Below are 16,299 nucleotides of genomic sequence, written 5' to 3'. Positions count from 1 at the left end.
GACGCATATGATAGGTTCCATTCCTGACGCCATGGCGGCAGTGCGGCTGACCGGCCATGGCGGATTGGACAAGCTCGTCTACAGCCGGGACGTTCCAGTCCCGGCTCCGGCCGCAGGCGAGGTGCTGATCAAAGTCACCGCCTGCGGCATGAACAATACCGACGTATGGGTGCGCGAAGGCGCCTATGGAACGGAAGACGACCCGTCCGCCGTCTCGACCTGGCGCCGCCAGGGCAATACCCTGACCTTCCCGCGCATCCAGGGTACGGACACGGTCGGGCACATCGTGGCGGTCGGCGAAGGTGTGGACGAGGCACGCATAGGCGAACGCGTCATGGTCGATTTCTCGATCTACAACCGCGACGACGACAGTCTTGCCGACATCGACTATATGGGCCATGGCCGCGATGGCGGCTATGCCGAGTATATGGCGCTTCCGGCAGAAAACGCTCACGTGGTCGCAACCGACCTGACCGACATAGAGCTTGCCACCTTCTGCTGTGCCTATCTCACCGGCGAGCGCATGCTGGAACGGGCGCGGCTTGCCGCCGGCGAGACCGTGCTCGTGACCGGTGCCTCGGGAGGCGTCGGCTCGGCGATCATTCAGCTTGCCCGCGCGCGCGGCGCCGTTCCGATCGCCGTTGCCGGACCGGGCAAGGAAGCAGCGATGCTCGAAATCGGCGCCGAAGCCGTGGTGACCCGAGGCCAGGGCAACCTCGCCGAGGCTGTTGAGACGGCAGGCGGCGGCCGGCCGATCGATGTGGTCGCCGACCTTGTGGGCGGCCCCCTCTTCAACGACCTTCTGAAGATCCTGCGCCCGGAAGGCCGCTATACCACCGCCGGGGCGATCGCCGGGCCGGTCGTGCAACTCGATCTCAGGACGATGTACCTGAAGCAATTGGAGCTGCACGGATCGAGCCAGGGCAGCCGGGCCGATTTCCTCCGCCTCGTCCGCTATATCGAGGAGAAGAAGATCCGGCCGCTCGTCGGCGGCGTCTATCGCCTTTCGCAATTCCATCGGGCGCAGACAGACTTCATGGCGAAGAACTTCGTCGGCAAGCTCGTGGTCGTGCCTGATTGAGCGGATGCTGTCCTCTTTCCCGTGACAAAAAGCACGGGAATGAGGAACTTCTCAGGCGACCTGCTGGAGATCCGCCATCGCTTCGGCAATTCGCTGCGGGGCCCTGGGACGCGCATACATCCGCTCAAAATATGCCTTGAGATTGGAAAAGCCGTCGATCAACGCATTTTCGTTGCCCCAGTCCAGCACATAAGCCGTGACGCAATCGGCTATGGTCATCCTCTCGCCGACAATGAACTCGCGCCCGTCCATGTGGCGTTCGAGCACTGCTGCCATCGCCAGGAACTCTTCTCGGGCGAGCGCCACATCTTCCGGTAAGCGCTTGTTTTCGGGATACAGAAATTCGTGCTTGGCTATTCGCCAGAGGGGCTGTTCAAGCTCGGTAACCGCAAAAAGAGTCCAACGATAAGCCTGCGCCCGCTCCTTCAGATCCGTGGGCATCAAGCCTTTGGCACCATATTTCTCCGCCAGATACATAACGATCGCGGCGGATTCCGTGAGGATGAAGTCACCGTCGACCAGCACCGGAAGCTTGCCGGCAGGGTTGAGGCGCAGGAAGTCCGGGTGCCGGGCTTCGCCACCCAAGATGTTGACGGGTACGAACTCGAACTCGGCATCGAGTTCCCGCAGGGCCCAAAGCGCGCGAAGCGAACGGGTCGGACCCAATCCATACAGTTTCATCATCTTGGTTCTCCTGCTTGCTGTCCAATCGTTGAAATTGCGTAGTCGCTATCAAAGGACGCTGGCGGGACCTTCGAGCCGACAGGCGGTCGCAAAAAATCTGGCGAGCCACGCATTGGCCGCGCGCCTACAGGCGGCGGCCGGCGGCGTCGAACCAATGCAGGCTTTCCGGTTCCGCTGCGACCTCGAGCTCCTCGTCGATTGCCGTGCGGGAACGGCCGGCAACTCTGAAGACGAGCGGCTCGCCGTTGGTCAAAGTACCGTGCACGTAACTTTCGGCGCCGACCAGCTCCACGGCACCGACGCGAACCCGGGCTCTGAAACGATCGCCTCCGGCCGAACCATCCGCGAGTGTGATGTCCTCCGGCCGGATGCCGATTGTCGCAAGCCCCGGTTTCCCGACCAGCCCCCCCGGAACGGTCCACGCAGAATCGTGGCTCCCGATATCGAGCAGGTTCATCGACGGTGAACCGATGAAGGTCGCGACGAATGCCGTCGCCGGTTTCTCGTAGAGCTCGATGGGCGTCCCCACCTGCTCGATCCTGCCGCCGTTCAGAACGACGAGGCGATCGGCGAGCGTCATCGCCTCGAGCTGGTCGTGCGTGACATAGACGCTCGTCGTGGCAAGAGCCCGCTGAAGGCGCCTGATCTCGACGCGCATCTGGACCCTGAGCTTTGCGTCCAGGTTCGAAAGCGGTTCATCGAAGAGAAAGGCGGCGGGTTCCCGGACAATCGCCCGCCCCATCGCCACACGCTGGCGCTGACCGCCTGAAAGCTGCCGCGGCTTTCGATCCAGGAAAGGTTCTATTTCCAGGGACTTCGCCGCCTTGGCTATCCGACGCTCGATCTCGTCCTTCGGCGTGTTGCGGTTCTTCAGGCCATAGCTGAGGTTCTGGCGGACCGTCATGTGCGGATAGAGCGCGTAGTTCTGAAAGACCATCGCAATGTCTCGCTCGGAAGGCTCGAGCCCGTTGACGACGCGGTCGCCGATGGAGACCTCGCCGGAGGTGATGCTTTCGAGCCCGGCGATCATCCTCAGCAGCGTCGACTTCCCGCAGCCGGAAGGCCCGACGAGCACGATGAACTCGCCATCGGCAATCGCAAGCGAAACGCCGCGGATCGCGGCGATGTCGCCCTGATAGGTCTTGTGGACATCCGTAAGATTGATCGTTGCCATTACTTCTCCGTTTCGACCAGACCCTTGACGAACCAGCGCTGCATCAGGACGACCACGGCGACCGGCGGGATAATCGCGAGGATCGCCGTCACCATGACGTAGTTCCACGGGGTCGACGCATCGGTGAAATCGACCATCTTCCTGAGGCCGATGATGATCGTGTTCATACGACTGTCGTTCGTCACCAGCAGCGGCCAGAGATACTGCGTCCAGCCGTAGATGAAGAGGATTACGAAAAGCGCCGCGATATTGGTCTTGGAAAGCGGCAGCAGGATATCCCGCATGAATCGGAACGGACCCGCATTGTCGATCCGCGCCGCTTCCACGAGCTCGCCCGGGATCGTCAGAAAGAACTGCCTGAACAGGAAGGTCGCCGTTGCCGATGCCATCAAGGGCAACGTTAGTCCGGCATAGGTATCGATCAGTCCGAGATCGACGATCACCTTGTAGGTCGGCAGAATCCGCACCTCGACCGGGAGCATCAGGGTGATGAAGATCATCCAGAAAAACACCATCCGCAGCGGGAAGCGAAAGAACACGATGGCGAAGGCCGAGAGAAAGGAAATGACGATCTTGCCGGCAGCGATCGCAACCGCCACCACGAACGTATTGAACAGCAACCGTTCGAGGCTGACGCCGACGACTCGCTCGACGCCGCCGGAGAGCGCTTCGCTATAATTCTCGATAAGCCGCGAGCCGGGAACGAGCGGCATCGGCGGGCGGATGATCTCGACCGAGCTCATGCTCGATGCGACGAAGGTGTAGTAGATCGGAAAGACCACGATGATGACGCCAATGATCAGCATCAGGTGCCCGATCAGGCTGGAGATAGGGCGCTTCTCAATCATTGGCGATCTCAACCATAGTGGACGCGCTTTTCGACGAACCGGAACTGAAAGGCGGTCAGTCCGATGACGATCGCCATGAGGATCACCGACTGAGCGGCGGATGAGCCGAGGTTCAAATTGACGAAGCCGTCGTTATAGACCTTGTAAACCAGCGTTTCCGTCGCCCTCGCCGGCCCGCCGCCAGTCACCGAGTGGATGATCCCGAACGTATCGAAGAAGGCATAGACGGTGTTGACCACCAGCAGGAAGAAGGTCGTCGGCGCCAGCAGCGGAAACACGATCGTCCAGAACCGCCGGGTGCCGCGCGCTCCATCGATCGCGGCCGCTTCGATGAGCGACTTGGGTATGGCCTGGAGCCCGGCCACAAAGAAGAGAAAATTATAGCTGATCTGTTTCCAGGCCGCCGCGACGACGATCAGGATCATGGCATGATTGCCGTTGAGCAACGGGTCCCAATGGAAACCGCTGCGTCTGAGCATATAGGCGAAGGTGCCCATCGCCGGGTTGAACATGAAGAGCCAGAGCATGCCGGCGACGGCCGGTGCGACGGCATAGGGCCAGATCAGCAGGGTGCGATAGAAGGCCTGCCCGCGCACGACGCGGTCGGCGGCCGTAGCCAGAAGCAGGGCTACGGCCATTGCAAGCAGCGCGGTCAACACGCTGAAGATCACCGTGACCTTCAGAGAGTTGAGATAGTTCGGCTCCGAAAGCACGGCACTGAAATTCGCAAATCCTACGAAACCGCTCTTTAAGCCGAACGGATCTTCCCGGATCACCGATTGGTAGAGCGCCTGGCTTGCGGGCCAGAAAAAGAAGACGATCGTCAACGCGATCTGCGGAGCGACGAGCAAATAGGGGAGGATTTTGTTCGGAAAGACGACACGCTGCACGAGCAATCTCCTGGGTCACGATGGTCTCGGGCCGGATCGGCCCGGGATCACGTCAGGGTGGCATGACCGCAGAATGCCGCTCGCCATCGCAAGAGGGCGCGCGGCACCTGCTTCGATCAATTGCTGATTGCTGCTGCGATCGCGGCGTCGCCCCGCTCGACCGCTTTATCGAGCGCCGTCTTGGCATCCTGTTGTCCCGACAGCATCGCTTCGAACTCCTCGTTGAGGATGTCCCGAACCTGCGGCAGGTTGACCAGCCGGACACCCTTCGAGTTTTCGGTCGGCGCCTTGCCCATCATCTGCAGGAGTGGCGTCTCACGCCCGGGGTTCTTCTCGTAGAAGCCGGACTTCTTGGTTTCCTCGTAGGCAGCCATCGTGACCGGCATATAACCCGAGACCTGATGCAGCTTGGCTTGGATTTCTGTCTGTGAAAGGAAGTTGAAGAACTCGGCAATGCCCTTGTATTCCTCGTCGGACTTGCCGGCGAACACCCAGAGGCTCGCTCCACCGGGGATCGTGTTCTGCGGACCGTGACCCTGGTAATAGGGCAGTTGACCGATCCCGTAGTTGACGCCGCTCTTGGCGATGTCGCCGAGACCGCCCGAGGATTCGGTCAGGATGGCACATTCGCCTGATGTAAAGAGCTGCTTTGCCTCGGAGGTGCGCCCCCCATAACGAAAGGCGCCGTCCTTGGCGAGGTTCGCTATGGCCTGGAAATGCTCCACGTAAAGGGGCGCGTTGATCTTCAGCTGCACATCGGTGCCGCCGAGCCCGTTTTCATTGGTTCCGTAGGGCATATTGTTCCAGGCGGCGAAGTTCTCCGTCTGGATCCAGGTCAACCAGGTCGACGTCATCCCGCAAGGTGCCGCACCGCTCGTCTTGATCTTCTTCGCGGCTTCGAAGACTTCCGGCCATGTCTTCGGCGGATTGTCTACGTTCAAGCCTGCTTTCTGAAAAGCGTCCTTATTGTAGTAAAGAATCGGCGAGGAAGAGTTATACGGAAAGGACAGCATCGTTCCATCCGGCTTCGAATAATAGGCAACGATCCCGGGAAGATACTGCGATTTATCGAAGGTGAAGCCGCCCTTCTGGAGGATCTCGGCGGCCGGCACGATCGCGCCCTCGGCCGCCATCATCGTGCCGCTGCCGGCATCGAATACCTGAATGATCGCCGGCGGCTGCTTCGAGCGGAAGGCCGCAATCCCCGCATTCAGAGTTTCGGGATAGGTGCCCTTGAAGACAGGCACCACTTTGTAGGTGCTCTGGCTCGCGTTGAACTCCTTGGTGAGCTCCTCGATCATTTCGTTGTTGGCGCCCGTCATTGCATGCCACCACTGCAGTTCGGTGGCGGCCTGCGCCTGAACAGCGAAGCCGACGACGGCCATTGTCGTGGAAATGGAAATCACTCGCATGGCATTCTCCTCCCTTGTACGCGTCCACACCCGCGCCGCTCACAGATACTCCCAATATCAAGCGAGCGACCCGGCATTCTTCTCCACCGCACATTTCCTTGACCAGCCGGTCCAGGACGAAAAAACATGCAGCCAAATCAAAGTGCTTATCAGCCATCTCTATGCATCCGGCACCCCGCCGAACCAAATAGGGTAAGGCTGCCGATTGTCGAGAGCCCTTCCCCAAATGGTCTTAAGACTCACCGATGGAGAGTGCCGCATAGAAATCGAAGGCTCAAGTGAAAAGGAACATCTTCCTTGCCGCCGTTGTTTTGGGCATGGGCGGCGAATGCCGGTAACGGCTCCGCCGGTGATCGTGAGGACGAATGATGAGAGTGCTTGTAGTGGGCGCCTCCGGCCTGATCGGCTCGGCGGTTTGCGCGGGGCTCCATGAACGCGGGATGGAGGTCGTCCGCGTGGTCCGGCCCGGATCGGCACCGAGCTCCGCCACTGCTGGCCAGACCCTCGAAGTCGACCTTCGAAACGCCGGCCCGGAAGCCTGGCGACCGCATCTCCCTGACATCGACGCCGTGGTCAATTGCGCGGGAACGCTCCAGGACGGACCGGGTGAGGACACGGAAGCGGTCCACGCGCGAGGTCCTGCCTCGCTTTTCAGGGCATGCGAGCAGGCCGGCGTGCGCCGCGTGGTCCATTTTTCGGCAATGGGAGTAGACAAGGCGCAGCCTTCACCGTTCTCGCGCACCAAGCTCGAGGGCGATGAAGCGTTGATGGCATGTGATCTCGACTGGGTCATCCTGCGCCCCTCCGTCGTGCTCGGCCCCGGCGCCTACGGCGCCAGCGCGCTTTTCCGGGGTCTCGCCGCGCTGCCGTGGCTCCCCTTAATGCCGAATACCGGATTGCTTCAGGTCGTGCGCCTTGAAGACGTGGTGCGCACAGTGGCGCTATTCGTCGGCCCGGATGCTCCCGCGCGCCTCGCGCTCGAGGTCGCGGGCCCGGAGGCTCTCACGTTCAAGGACGTCGTGAGCACGTACAGGCGCTGGTTCGGCTGGCCCGCTGCGCCTGTCGTGAACGTACCTACCCCCTTAGCGGGTCTCACCTACAGCCTGAGTGATCTCGCCGGGGCCCTGGGCTGGCGACCGCCGACCCGCAGTACCGCGCAGAAAGAGATCGTGCGCGGCGCCGTCGGCGACGCCCGGGCATGGATCGAAAAGACCGGAATAGAACCGCTGGCGCTCTCAGACGCGCTGACGAGAACGCCGGTCTCCGTCCAGGAACGCTGGTTCGCCAAGCTCTATCTGCTCAAGCCCGTCATCTTCATCGTCCTCTCCCTGTTCTGGATCATGACGGGCGTCATCTCGCTCACATCAGGATATGAAATCGGCGTTGATCTGATGGAACGGGGAGGCGCCGGCGTTCTCGCCGGACCCAGCGTGATCGCCGGGGCGCTCGCGGATATCCTCATCGGCACGGCGATCGCGCTTCGCCGCACCAGCCGGATCGGCCTCTATGGCGCCGTCGCCCTTTCTCTGTTCTACGCGGTCGCCGGGACGGTCCTGCTCCCGGAACTTTGGAACGAGCCGCTTGGACCGCTCCTGAAGATCTGGCCTATCCTTGTCCTCCATCTCGCTGCCCTGGCTATCCTGGAGGAGCGTTGATGCTTTACTTCGTTCTCAAGTTTTTGCACATCATCGGCGCCTCCGTGCTCCTCGGTACGGGCGCCGGGATTGCATTCTTCATGCTTCTGGCGCATCGGACCGGCCGTACGGAAACGGTCGCGGCCGTTGCACGCATCGTCGTTATCGCCGACTTTCTTTTCACCGCAACCGCCGTCGTCCTGCAGCCGGTCACAGGGATCGCGCTTGCCTGGAACGTAGGCTACTCCCTGGCCGAAGGCTGGATCGTGCTCTCGATTTTCCTATACCTGATCACCGGTGCATTCTGGCTGCCCGTCGTGTGGATGCAGATGGAGATGCGACGGCTCGCCGAAGCCGCAAGCAAAGCCGGGAACCCCTTACCTAAGCGTTACCACCAGCTCTTCCGCCTCTGGTTCGCCTTCGGTTTTCCGGCTTTCGGCGCCGTCGTCGCGATCTTCTGGCTCATGATCACAAGGCCGGCGCTCGCATGGTGAGCTCACTGCCGCGCGGCTGCGGGATGCGGGCGGAAAACCGCGCAGACTTTTCCTCCTCCCGCCCTAGCTTTTCAGCGCCATCTCGACCGCGCCCGCTGCCGGCCCGCCATCGTATGTCGTCACACCTTCAAGCCACGGAGCGACTGCATCCGGATGAGCCTTCAACCAATCGGCTGCGGCTTCCTTCGGGTCCTTTCCGTCGTTCAATATCCCGTTCATGATCTCGTTTTCCATGTCCAGGGTGAAGCGAAGATTCGTCACAAATCTCGCGACATTCGGACATTCCTGCGCATAGCCGGCCCGAATGTTGGTATAGATATCGGCGCCCCCGTAATTCGGGCCGAAATAGGCGTCCGCGCCCGAGAGATAATCGATCCGGTAGCGCGTATTCATCGGATGCGGAGCCCATCCGAGAAAGACGATCCACTGCTCGTCCTTTGTTGCTCTTTCGACCTCGGCAAGCATGCCCTGCTCGGATGACTCGACGAGCTCCCAGCCGGTCAGCCCGAAGTCACCCTTATTGATCATGTCGAGGATCATGCGGTTGCCGTTGTTGCCGGGTTCGATCCCGTAGATCTTCCGGCCGAACTTGTCGGCGAACTTCTGGAGATCGGAAATGTCCTTGACGCCTGCGTCCGCGACGTATTTCGGCACGGCGAATGTATATTTGGCGCCGGTGAGGTTCGGGCCGATCACTTCGATCGACTTGTCCTCTAGGAAAGACTTGCGGTCGGCTTCCATGCTCGGCTGCCAATCGCCGAGATAGACGTCGATGTCCTTGTTCTTCATGCTCGCATAGGTGACGGGGATCGATAGCAGCTTGCTTTCCGGCGCATAGCCGAGCGCTTCGAGAATGGTCGAGGCGACAGCCGTCGTAGACGTGATGTCGGTCCAGCCGACATCGGAGAAGCGGACGGTCTTGCAGCTCTCCGGCTCAGCGGCATTGGCGACGCCGATCGTCATGAGCAGTCCGGTGGTCATTGCAGTGATCTGTTTCAGCATTGTCATGTTCCCTCTTCTTAGGTTCTGTATGCACTGCGAAACACACGTCAAAAGACCAGAAAGGCGGCTCACCAAAGTGCGCCGCCCGTGATCTGTATGTTCTCCATGGTGATACCCCTTGCCCCCTCGCCGCAGAGGAAGGCGGCAAGGGCTGCTATCTCGTCGGGCTGGATGATCCGGTTCTGCGGGTTCTGGGCGGCGATATCGGCCATCGCCTCCTCCGTAGTCCGGCCGCTGCCCTCCCGTTCGACGACCTGCCTGACGTTGCGGCGCATCAGTTCCGTTTCCACCCAGGTCGGGCTGATCATCACGCAGGTGACACCATGCGGCGCCCCTTCGAGCGCCACGCAGCGGGTGAGCCCGAGCAATCCCGACTTCGAGGCGCAATAGGCCGGATTGTCCTTCCAGCCGACAGTGGCAGCCGTCGAGCCTATATTGATGATCCGACCCCATTTGCGCCCGATCATTCCGGGCAGCAGTCTCCGGGTCATACGGAATGCGCCGTTCAGATTGGTATCTATGATCTTCAGCCATAATTCGTCGGAATGGCCCGACACCGGCTGCTCTGCAGTCGTACCGGCGGCATTGACGAGAATGTCGGTGGGGCCGCATGCGGCCTCCGCCGCCGCGACGAATTGCTCGATCGCCTCGCTGTCACGAACGTCCAGGTGGCCGGCGTGAACCGCCGTGCCGGCAGCGGCGAGCCGCACCCGGATCTCGGCGATCTCCCGCGGATCGGGATAGGCAGCGGCATCGCCCTGACGGCCGGACGCTTCGCGGACGAAGGAGCCGACGGCGACATTGGCGCCGTCGGCAGCAAACGCCTCCGCGATCGCCAGCCCCTGCCCCGTCAAGCCGCCTGTGATGACCGCGCTGCGGCCCTTGAGCCTGCCTGTCATGACTGATCCTTCAATGGCTTGCCGAGCCAGTCGCGATAGAACCCTTCGAGGTCCGGCTCGAAATCATGGACGATCGGGTAGCCGGGGGCTGCCGCTTCGACTTCGTGCAGATGCGCGCATTCGGGGCAGAAGAACTCTCGGATCTCCATCCACTGAGAATCCGGGATATCGCTGTTGGGGTAGATTTCCCGCAAGCTCTCCTCGGTGTCGCGAACGTTGATCGCCGCTTTCAGTTTCCAGTTTTTGCGATAGTCGCCGAAGGAATAGCCGCACTCGCAGCGGGTGATCCGACCCTCGGCGCTGTCGCAGATGAAGAGGCGATCGCCGACCGGCAGCAGGACGGCCTCGGCCCAGGCCACGCGGTCCTGCAGCACTGCCAGATACTTGAAGAATCGGTCGTCGTCCTTGTAGGCGCTCATGATCCGCCGCGTCTGCGGCCAGGGGAGCGTTCCGTTGACGAGGTCGTTGATGATTTCCTTCGAATATGTGGTCATGGCTCAATTCTCCCCAGCGATGGTGAAATCGGAGGCAAGCCCCCAGAATTCCCTGAAGTCCTTGGAGAAGCGCGGCGAGAGCTTCATCGCGCTACGATACATCTTGGCGACCTCGGGAGCGAAATCCGAAGCCTTCACGCGCAGTTGCTCCCTGACCATCCACTCGGACACGGGAATGGCCTTCCTCATCCGTTCCCTGCGGATTTCGGCACGGCGGGCGACGGTGGCATCGATGTCGGCCTGCGGATAACCCTCGGCATCCTCCTTCAGGATGATGCCGAACACCTTCTCGGCGGCTTCGCGCGTCAGGAAGCCGTTTTCCACGTCCCACGCCGTCTTGATCGGGTCGCGCTCCAGCACGTCGCCGAAGCCACCGCCGCCATTATAGGCATGGCTGAAAATGTCGCCTGCCTTGTGCGGCCGGGTGATATAGGGACCCTCCTCCCAGACCTGTTCTCCCTTATAGATGCGCTCGAAATCCGAGACCAGCGGATCGGTGCCCGGCGTATGTGCCAGCGGCTCCCGGCGTTCGGCGCGTTCGTGAATATCGGAATTCCTGACCGCGTGATGTTTTTCGCAGGTGGGCGCCGGATAGCCGCCGCACAATCCGCCATTGTCGAACACGCGCGAGGAATGCTCCGATGTTACGAGGCGAAGGTGATCGGTCTTGTTGATGAGCCAGGTCGAGATGAAGGCGCAGCCGCCCCGGTACTTCCCGGCGCCGCCGGAGTTCGGCACGATCGAGCGCCCGATATAGACCATCGGCATGTTCTGTTCCCAGATCTCGATATTGCCCATGTCCGATTCCGGATTCCAGCCGACATAGGCAGTATCGAGTCCGTCCTTGATCGCCAGCGCTCCGGAGCCGGCGGCAGCACATTCGAAATGCGCCATGCCGAAACCGGTGCCGTACTGGCTGGTGCCCCCCATCTCGATCATCGGTGAATTCACCTGACCGACAAAGGCTTCCTCGACGAATCCCCGCGCGATGAAACCGCGCGAGAGCAGCCGCTGGAAGACTCCGTAAGCAGGAAGCAGCAATGCCCAGGAGGTTGCTGTCGCCGCCATCTCGTTGTCGGGGTTCGTCCAGGTGCCGTGGGGAATGTTGATCTCAGTCGCCAACCAGGCGCCGTCATTGACCAGCCCCTCGAAGTTCATGTGCTGGGTCAGCGTCACGAACATACCGCCGTCCATGCCGGCCGGGGTGCAGTTCATCGAATGATAGCCCCAGGGCTGCGTGCCGTCGAAGTCGAGCCTGATCTTGCCTTCGCTGGTGATCTCCATCTCGATCGGAATATTGTAGAGCCAGTTCGGATCGGCGAGTGGCTGAAAGCCGGGCTTACCCTCGGTCACATGACCATAAAAGGTGTGGCCGCGATAAATTCCGGGCACCGTGAGCTGGCGCGTCCGGGCAAGCTGCGCTCTCCTGCCTTCCTCGATGAATTCCTTGGAAAGCCGCTGCCAATATTCCAGGCCGATCTCTTCGATGAGCTGCTTGACGTTCTCGCGCATGTCGATGCAGGCGGCGACCTTGGCCTTCTCATCCAGCACCCAGTAAATCGGCATGCGCAGATTGCGCTCGCAGCGGATCACGTAGTCGCGGCGAATCTCGTCGTTTTCGCCGATTTTCTCGGCACAAACGAACAGGCCCTCGGTGAAGCGTTCCTGAGCAAGGCAGACATCGCCGCCGGGCGTGATGCCCCCCGCTTCGAGTTCGTGGCAGACGGCACCGGCCCAGCCGACCAGCGTGCCCTCGTGAAATATCGGCACCACATCCATGACGTCGGGGACCTGGACCGTACCGATGAAGGCATCGTTGTTGGCGAAGATGTCTCCGTCGCGGATGCAAGGATTCTGCTCGTATCCGTTTCTGATCATCCATTTGATGAACCGGCTCATCGTGTGCACATGCACCATGATGCCGTTCGAAAGTGCGATTGCATCGCCTTCCGGCGTGTAGATCGCCACCACCATTTCGCCGACTTCCCGCACGCCCGGGGAGGCAGAGATGCGGCGCGCCATTTCGCGCGCCGAGACGCAATAGGCACGCAGTTTCGTATGCAGCGTCTCGAATTTCAGCGGGTCCTGCCCGCGCAGGCGAAGTTCGGTGATGCCGTCATAGCAGCCGGTCTCCTCCATCAGGCGTTCGGATTCGAGCAGCCGCCGCTGCAGGGGATTTGCCGTTTTGTCCAGCATGTTTGTCATCCTTCAGCTCAGGCGTGGTTGTAGTGAAGCAGCGTCCATTCATCGATGAAGACGCGGTCGTTCGGATGCACCACCAGCGTCGTCGCCGGATGTTCGATGATCGCGGGACCGATCACTTCGTGTCCGGGCTCGAGCAGATCCATCTCGTAAAGATCGGCCTTGTGCCAGCGGCCACCGATATAGGCTTCGCGCATGCCCTTGTGGGCGGATCGCGGATCGGCGGTCCCGAGAGGCCGCCTGACGAGCACCGGCTTGATCTTTTCGGCGGTGGCGATCACGCCGAGCTCCATCAGCGAGAAGCCCGCCTCGCCGTATTTCGAGACGCGGTGATTGGCCTTGGCGTAGACGTCTTCGAATTGCGCCAGGACCGCGCGCATGTCGCCCGCAGTGTCGATCGAAGGCAGCGGCGCCAGCACCTCGACGTCCTCCAGCTGGCCGGTGTAACGGGCCATGAAGAAGGGAACGGCCTTGATCTTCTCCCGCGCATGGCCGTCGATCAGCATCTCGTCGACAGCGGCTTTTTCGAGGTCCTTCCACACCTGGGTGACCTGCGCGCCGGCTGCAGCAAGCCTGTCGTCGGAGGCATGGGCGCCGATATCGATCTGGGTCGAGACCGAATGCCGGCGCATATAGTCGGCAGTGGTGCAGCCGAAGGCGGAGAAGGCGGCAGCGAACTGAAACGTGATGATATCCTTGAAGCCGATGCCTCTCGAGCAGCCGGCAAGATGCAGCGGACCCGAACCGCCATAGGAGAGAAGCGTGAACTCGGACGGGTGAATGCCCTGACCCGAAATGACGCGCCGCAACGCATTGTTGGCATCCTGCTCGAGCATCTCGATCATGCCCTCCGCTGCTTCTTCCAAACCGACACCGAGCACATCCGCACATTTTTCCTTGAAGGCCGCACGGGCTTTTTCGACCTCGAGCACCACCTTGCCCCCAAGAAAGTAATGCGGGTTCAACCGGCCGAGGATCGCATCGCAGTCGGCGATTGTCGGGTCGGTGCCGCCTTTGGCAAAACAGATCGGGCCCGGATCGGCGCCGGCGCTTTCCGGCCCGAGCGAGACCTTCCTCGTCAGGGGATCGACCTTGAGAATCATGCCGGCGCCGGCACCGATCGTATCGAGATGAAGCGTCGGCACATTGAGCTTGAAGCGATCCATCAGCGGTTCGTTTTCAATGCGGGTCTGACCGCGCGAGATGACGCCCATGTCGAAGGAGGTTCCGCCCATATCCGAACAGATCAGCGAGTCATTTCCGATCAGCTTGCCGATATAGGCCGCGCCGAGAATTCCGCCGATCGGGCCCGAGATCATCGTCTCATGCAGACGCGGATGGTTGATCGACGTCAGGCCTCCGAACGAGAGCAATGTCTGTACGCCGTACTTGAATCCGTATTTCTGCGACGCCTCCTGAATACCCCTGAGCTGCTTGCGCCCGCGCGATGTCGCATAAGCTTCGATCAGCACCGAGTTCAGCCGCGATTGTTCGCGGATGACCGGGCGAACCTCATGGCTGGTATAGATGTTGATCTCGGCACCGGCGGCGGCAACCTCCTCCCGGCATATCTCGGCGATGCGCTTCTCATGGACGGGATTGACGTGGCTGAAGATCGTCATGATGCAGATGGCATCGACCTTGTCGCGGATCAGAGCACGGGCTGCGGCCGTCACCTCATGCTCGTAGAGGGGCAGGACGATATCTCCGAAATGATCGACGCGCTCTGTGACGCCATGGGTGCGGCGGCGCGGCACCAGCGGATCGGGGTGGGCGTGAGTGACGGCGTGGAGCCGGTCGGCATAGGAATAGTCGGCCCAGGCCTGCAGTCCGCGGCCCATCAGCACCATGTCCTCCAAGCCCTTGGTGGTGATCAGCCCCAGCTTGCGGCCGGTGCGCGAGAGCAGCGTGTTGAGCATGCCGGTGCCGGAATAAAGCACCACGTCGAGTCCGGAGAAAAGACTATCGAGGGAGATACCCCAGGCGTCCGCGGCATCGGCGGCGGAGGAAATGAAGCCCTCCGCCTCGTTTTTCGGTGTGGTGGCGGCCTTGCCGATCTTGAAGTGCCCGTTTTGATCGACAAGGATGGTGTCGGTCATCGTACCGCCCGCGTCGATGCCGATCACGATTGGGTTTTCCAAGGTCCTGCCCTCCATGGCTTTGCTGATGGGGGGAGCGTAGATGCGAATTTACAGCTGCGAAATGTGCCAAAAGGCACAATGACCGGCAGGGGGAACAGTGGTAGACGAACATATGAGCGGCGATGTGTTCTGGAATATCCTGGCGCAAGCGATCAGCGCCACCGGCACCGATAGGCATGTCGACCGGCTGATCGACATGGTCGGCGCTGTGGTGCCGCAGAACCTCATCACGGTCACGCGCTATTCCGCCACCCGCAGGCCGGAATTCATTAAGCACCGCGGTTACTCCGACGAGATGGTGGCGCGTTACCTCGATACCTATTATGTGTTCGATCCCTTCTATGCCTATTGGCGCCTGACCAGGCGCGCAGGGATCGTGCCCCTCAAGAGCCTGGCGGACGGCGCTCCCAAACGCGGCCGCTACATAGCGGAGTTCCTGGCGCAATCCGAAATCTGCGACGAGGTCGGCATATTGCTGGAAGACGGCGACGACTGGTGCCTCGGCATATTTCTCGACCGCTCCACATCGATGTTCAGCGATGGCGAGGTCGCGGCGCTGTCCGGCCGCTTTCCGGTTTTCGAAGCACTTCATGCAACCGATACCCGCACGCGCGACCCCAATCTCAGGCGGACCAGCATGCCCGAAGCCATGGGAGAAGCGCCGGTGAACGCCGTCCAGGCTTCCCTCATCCTGTGGCCGGGCCTGACGGCACGGGAGCGGGAACTCGTCGATCTCATTCTGCAAGGGCATCCGAACGCCACGATCGCGTCCAGGCTCGGGATCGCACCGGGCACGGTCAAGAACCACCGGGCGCGCATCTATGAAAAGCTGGACATCACAACCGAGCGCGAACTCTTCCTGCAGGTCTTCCAGCAATACCGGCTTTCTTAAGGAGCTGCCGAACCGGCGATCAAGCCGCGCGGCGGCGGTGCCGGAACAGATGCGCTCGCCTGTGGTTACACAGCCAGCCGAAATCACAGGAGGTTGTCGAAATGAGCAAAACCGATGTCGAACAGGCCCAGAAGGACGCGCGAAAACAGGCCGAGAACACGAGCGGCGGCGGTCATCTGGGCGGCACTTATTACGGACAGGAACCGGATGCCAAAACAGCGACGACGGTAAAGAAGAAGGGGGACAAGGCAAGGCCGAACGATGGCAGAAACTAGCCAGGCGAGGTCTCTCCTCTTCGCTCATCTCTGTGCACATTGTCGGCAGCGATGGGTCTGCGAGTGGGAAGGGTCTTTTCAGCCCAATGACTTGGTCTGGCTGGCAACTGTGTTTGTCAGGTGGTTCGTCGGAAGGTTGTTTTGTCCCTGATGATGGCGTTTGCGATGGCGAGCAAT

General features: G+C 61.2%; 15 protein-coding genes. 5 read left to right on the top strand and 10 right to left on the bottom strand.

What is annotated here, in order from left to right; all coding sequences use genetic code 11:
• Positions 1–7: 7 nt before the first annotated feature.
• Entirely contained in the window at positions 8–1,081 is a 1,074-nt protein-coding gene (locus tag FB009_RS30575) for an alcohol dehydrogenase family protein (protein WP_011969341.1), read from the top strand.
• 51 nt (positions 1,082–1,132) lie between these two features.
• Here FB009_RS30575 and FB009_RS30570 read toward each other — a convergent pair whose 3' ends face one another.
• The 5 genes from FB009_RS30570 to ugpB form a co-directional block, all read right to left on the bottom strand.
• Positions 1,133–1,765 (bottom strand): glutathione S-transferase family protein, encoded by a 633-nt coding sequence (locus tag FB009_RS30570; RefSeq protein ID WP_011969342.1) that lies wholly within the window; start codon positions 1,763–1,765, stop codon positions 1,133–1,135.
• Positions 1,766–1,889: 124 nt separating this feature from the next.
• Positions 1,890–2,939 (bottom strand): sn-glycerol-3-phosphate import ATP-binding protein UgpC, encoded by a 1,050-nt coding sequence (locus tag FB009_RS30565; RefSeq protein ID WP_011969343.1) that lies wholly within the window; start codon positions 2,937–2,939, stop codon positions 1,890–1,892.
• Positions 2,939–3,787 (bottom strand): sn-glycerol-3-phosphate ABC transporter permease UgpE, encoded by an 849-nt coding sequence (gene ugpE / locus FB009_RS30560; RefSeq protein WP_011969344.1) that lies wholly within the window; start codon positions 3,785–3,787, stop codon positions 2,939–2,941. The genes FB009_RS30565 and ugpE overlap by 1 nt, the downstream gene beginning before the upstream one ends.
• A gap of 8 nt (positions 3,788–3,795) precedes the next feature.
• Positions 3,796–4,677, bottom strand: coding sequence for a sn-glycerol-3-phosphate ABC transporter permease UgpA (gene ugpA / locus FB009_RS30555; RefSeq protein WP_011969345.1), 882 nt, complete (start codon positions 4,675–4,677; stop codon positions 3,796–3,798).
• A gap of 116 nt (positions 4,678–4,793) precedes the next feature.
• On the bottom strand, positions 4,794–6,089 hold the full coding sequence (gene ugpB / locus FB009_RS30550; protein WP_145162671.1) for a sn-glycerol-3-phosphate ABC transporter substrate-binding protein UgpB: 1,296 nt from the start codon (positions 6,087–6,089) through the stop codon (positions 4,794–4,796).
• A gap of 365 nt (positions 6,090–6,454) precedes the next feature.
• On the opposite strand from ugpB, the gene FB009_RS30540 reads away from it, so the two are divergent.
• Complete coding sequence (locus FB009_RS30540; protein WP_011969347.1) at positions 6,455–7,744, top strand: SDR family oxidoreductase; 1,290 nt, start codon at positions 6,455–6,457, stop codon at positions 7,742–7,744.
• A complete protein-coding gene (locus FB009_RS30535; RefSeq protein ID WP_011969348.1) occupies positions 7,744–8,217 on the top strand; it encodes a DUF2269 family protein in 474 nt (157 codons plus the stop codon). The genes FB009_RS30540 and FB009_RS30535 overlap by 1 nt, the downstream gene beginning before the upstream one ends.
• 63 nt (positions 8,218–8,280) lie before the next feature.
• Here the strand turns inward: FB009_RS30535 and FB009_RS30530 are convergent, their stop codons facing one another.
• The 5 genes from FB009_RS30530 to FB009_RS30510 form a co-directional block, all read right to left on the bottom strand.
• Positions 8,281–9,219, bottom strand: a complete 939-nt coding sequence (locus FB009_RS30530; RefSeq protein WP_024312440.1) for a choline ABC transporter substrate-binding protein — start codon at positions 9,217–9,219, stop codon at positions 8,281–8,283.
• 68 nt (positions 9,220–9,287) lie between these two features.
• On the bottom strand, positions 9,288–10,118 hold the full coding sequence (locus FB009_RS30525; protein ID WP_011969350.1) for an SDR family NAD(P)-dependent oxidoreductase: 831 nt from the start codon (positions 10,116–10,118) through the stop codon (positions 9,288–9,290).
• A complete protein-coding gene (locus FB009_RS30520) occupies positions 10,115–10,612 on the bottom strand; it encodes an acetone carboxylase subunit gamma (protein WP_011969351.1) in 498 nt (165 codons plus the stop codon). Before FB009_RS30520 ends, FB009_RS30525 begins: the two co-directional genes overlap by 4 nt.
• Before the next feature lie 3 nt (positions 10,613–10,615).
• Positions 10,616–12,808, bottom strand: a complete 2,193-nt coding sequence (locus tag FB009_RS30515; RefSeq protein WP_011969352.1) for a hydantoinase B/oxoprolinase family protein — start codon at positions 12,806–12,808, stop codon at positions 10,616–10,618.
• 17 nt (positions 12,809–12,825) lie between these two features.
• Entirely contained in the window at positions 12,826–14,955 is a 2,130-nt protein-coding gene (locus FB009_RS30510; protein ID WP_011969353.1) for a hydantoinase/oxoprolinase family protein, read from the bottom strand.
• 112 nt (positions 14,956–15,067) lie between these two features.
• On the opposite strand from FB009_RS30510, the gene FB009_RS30505 reads away from it, so the two are divergent.
• Complete coding sequence (locus FB009_RS30505; protein ID WP_024312441.1) at positions 15,068–15,847, top strand: helix-turn-helix transcriptional regulator; 780 nt, start codon at positions 15,068–15,070, stop codon at positions 15,845–15,847.
• Between the two features lie 101 nt (positions 15,848–15,948).
• Positions 15,949–16,122 (top strand): hypothetical protein, encoded by a 174-nt coding sequence (locus FB009_RS30500; RefSeq protein ID WP_011969355.1) that lies wholly within the window; start codon positions 15,949–15,951, stop codon positions 16,120–16,122.
• Positions 16,123–16,299: the final 177 nt, after the last annotated feature.

Origin of the sequence: Sinorhizobium medicae, assembly GCF_007827695.1 — a bacterium.
GTDB classification, from domain to species: Bacteria; Pseudomonadota; Alphaproteobacteria; order Rhizobiales; family Rhizobiaceae; genus Sinorhizobium; species Sinorhizobium medicae.
The sequence above is the reverse complement of the archived record's forward strand: the minus strand, read 5'-3'. Positions and strand labels throughout refer to the sequence as shown.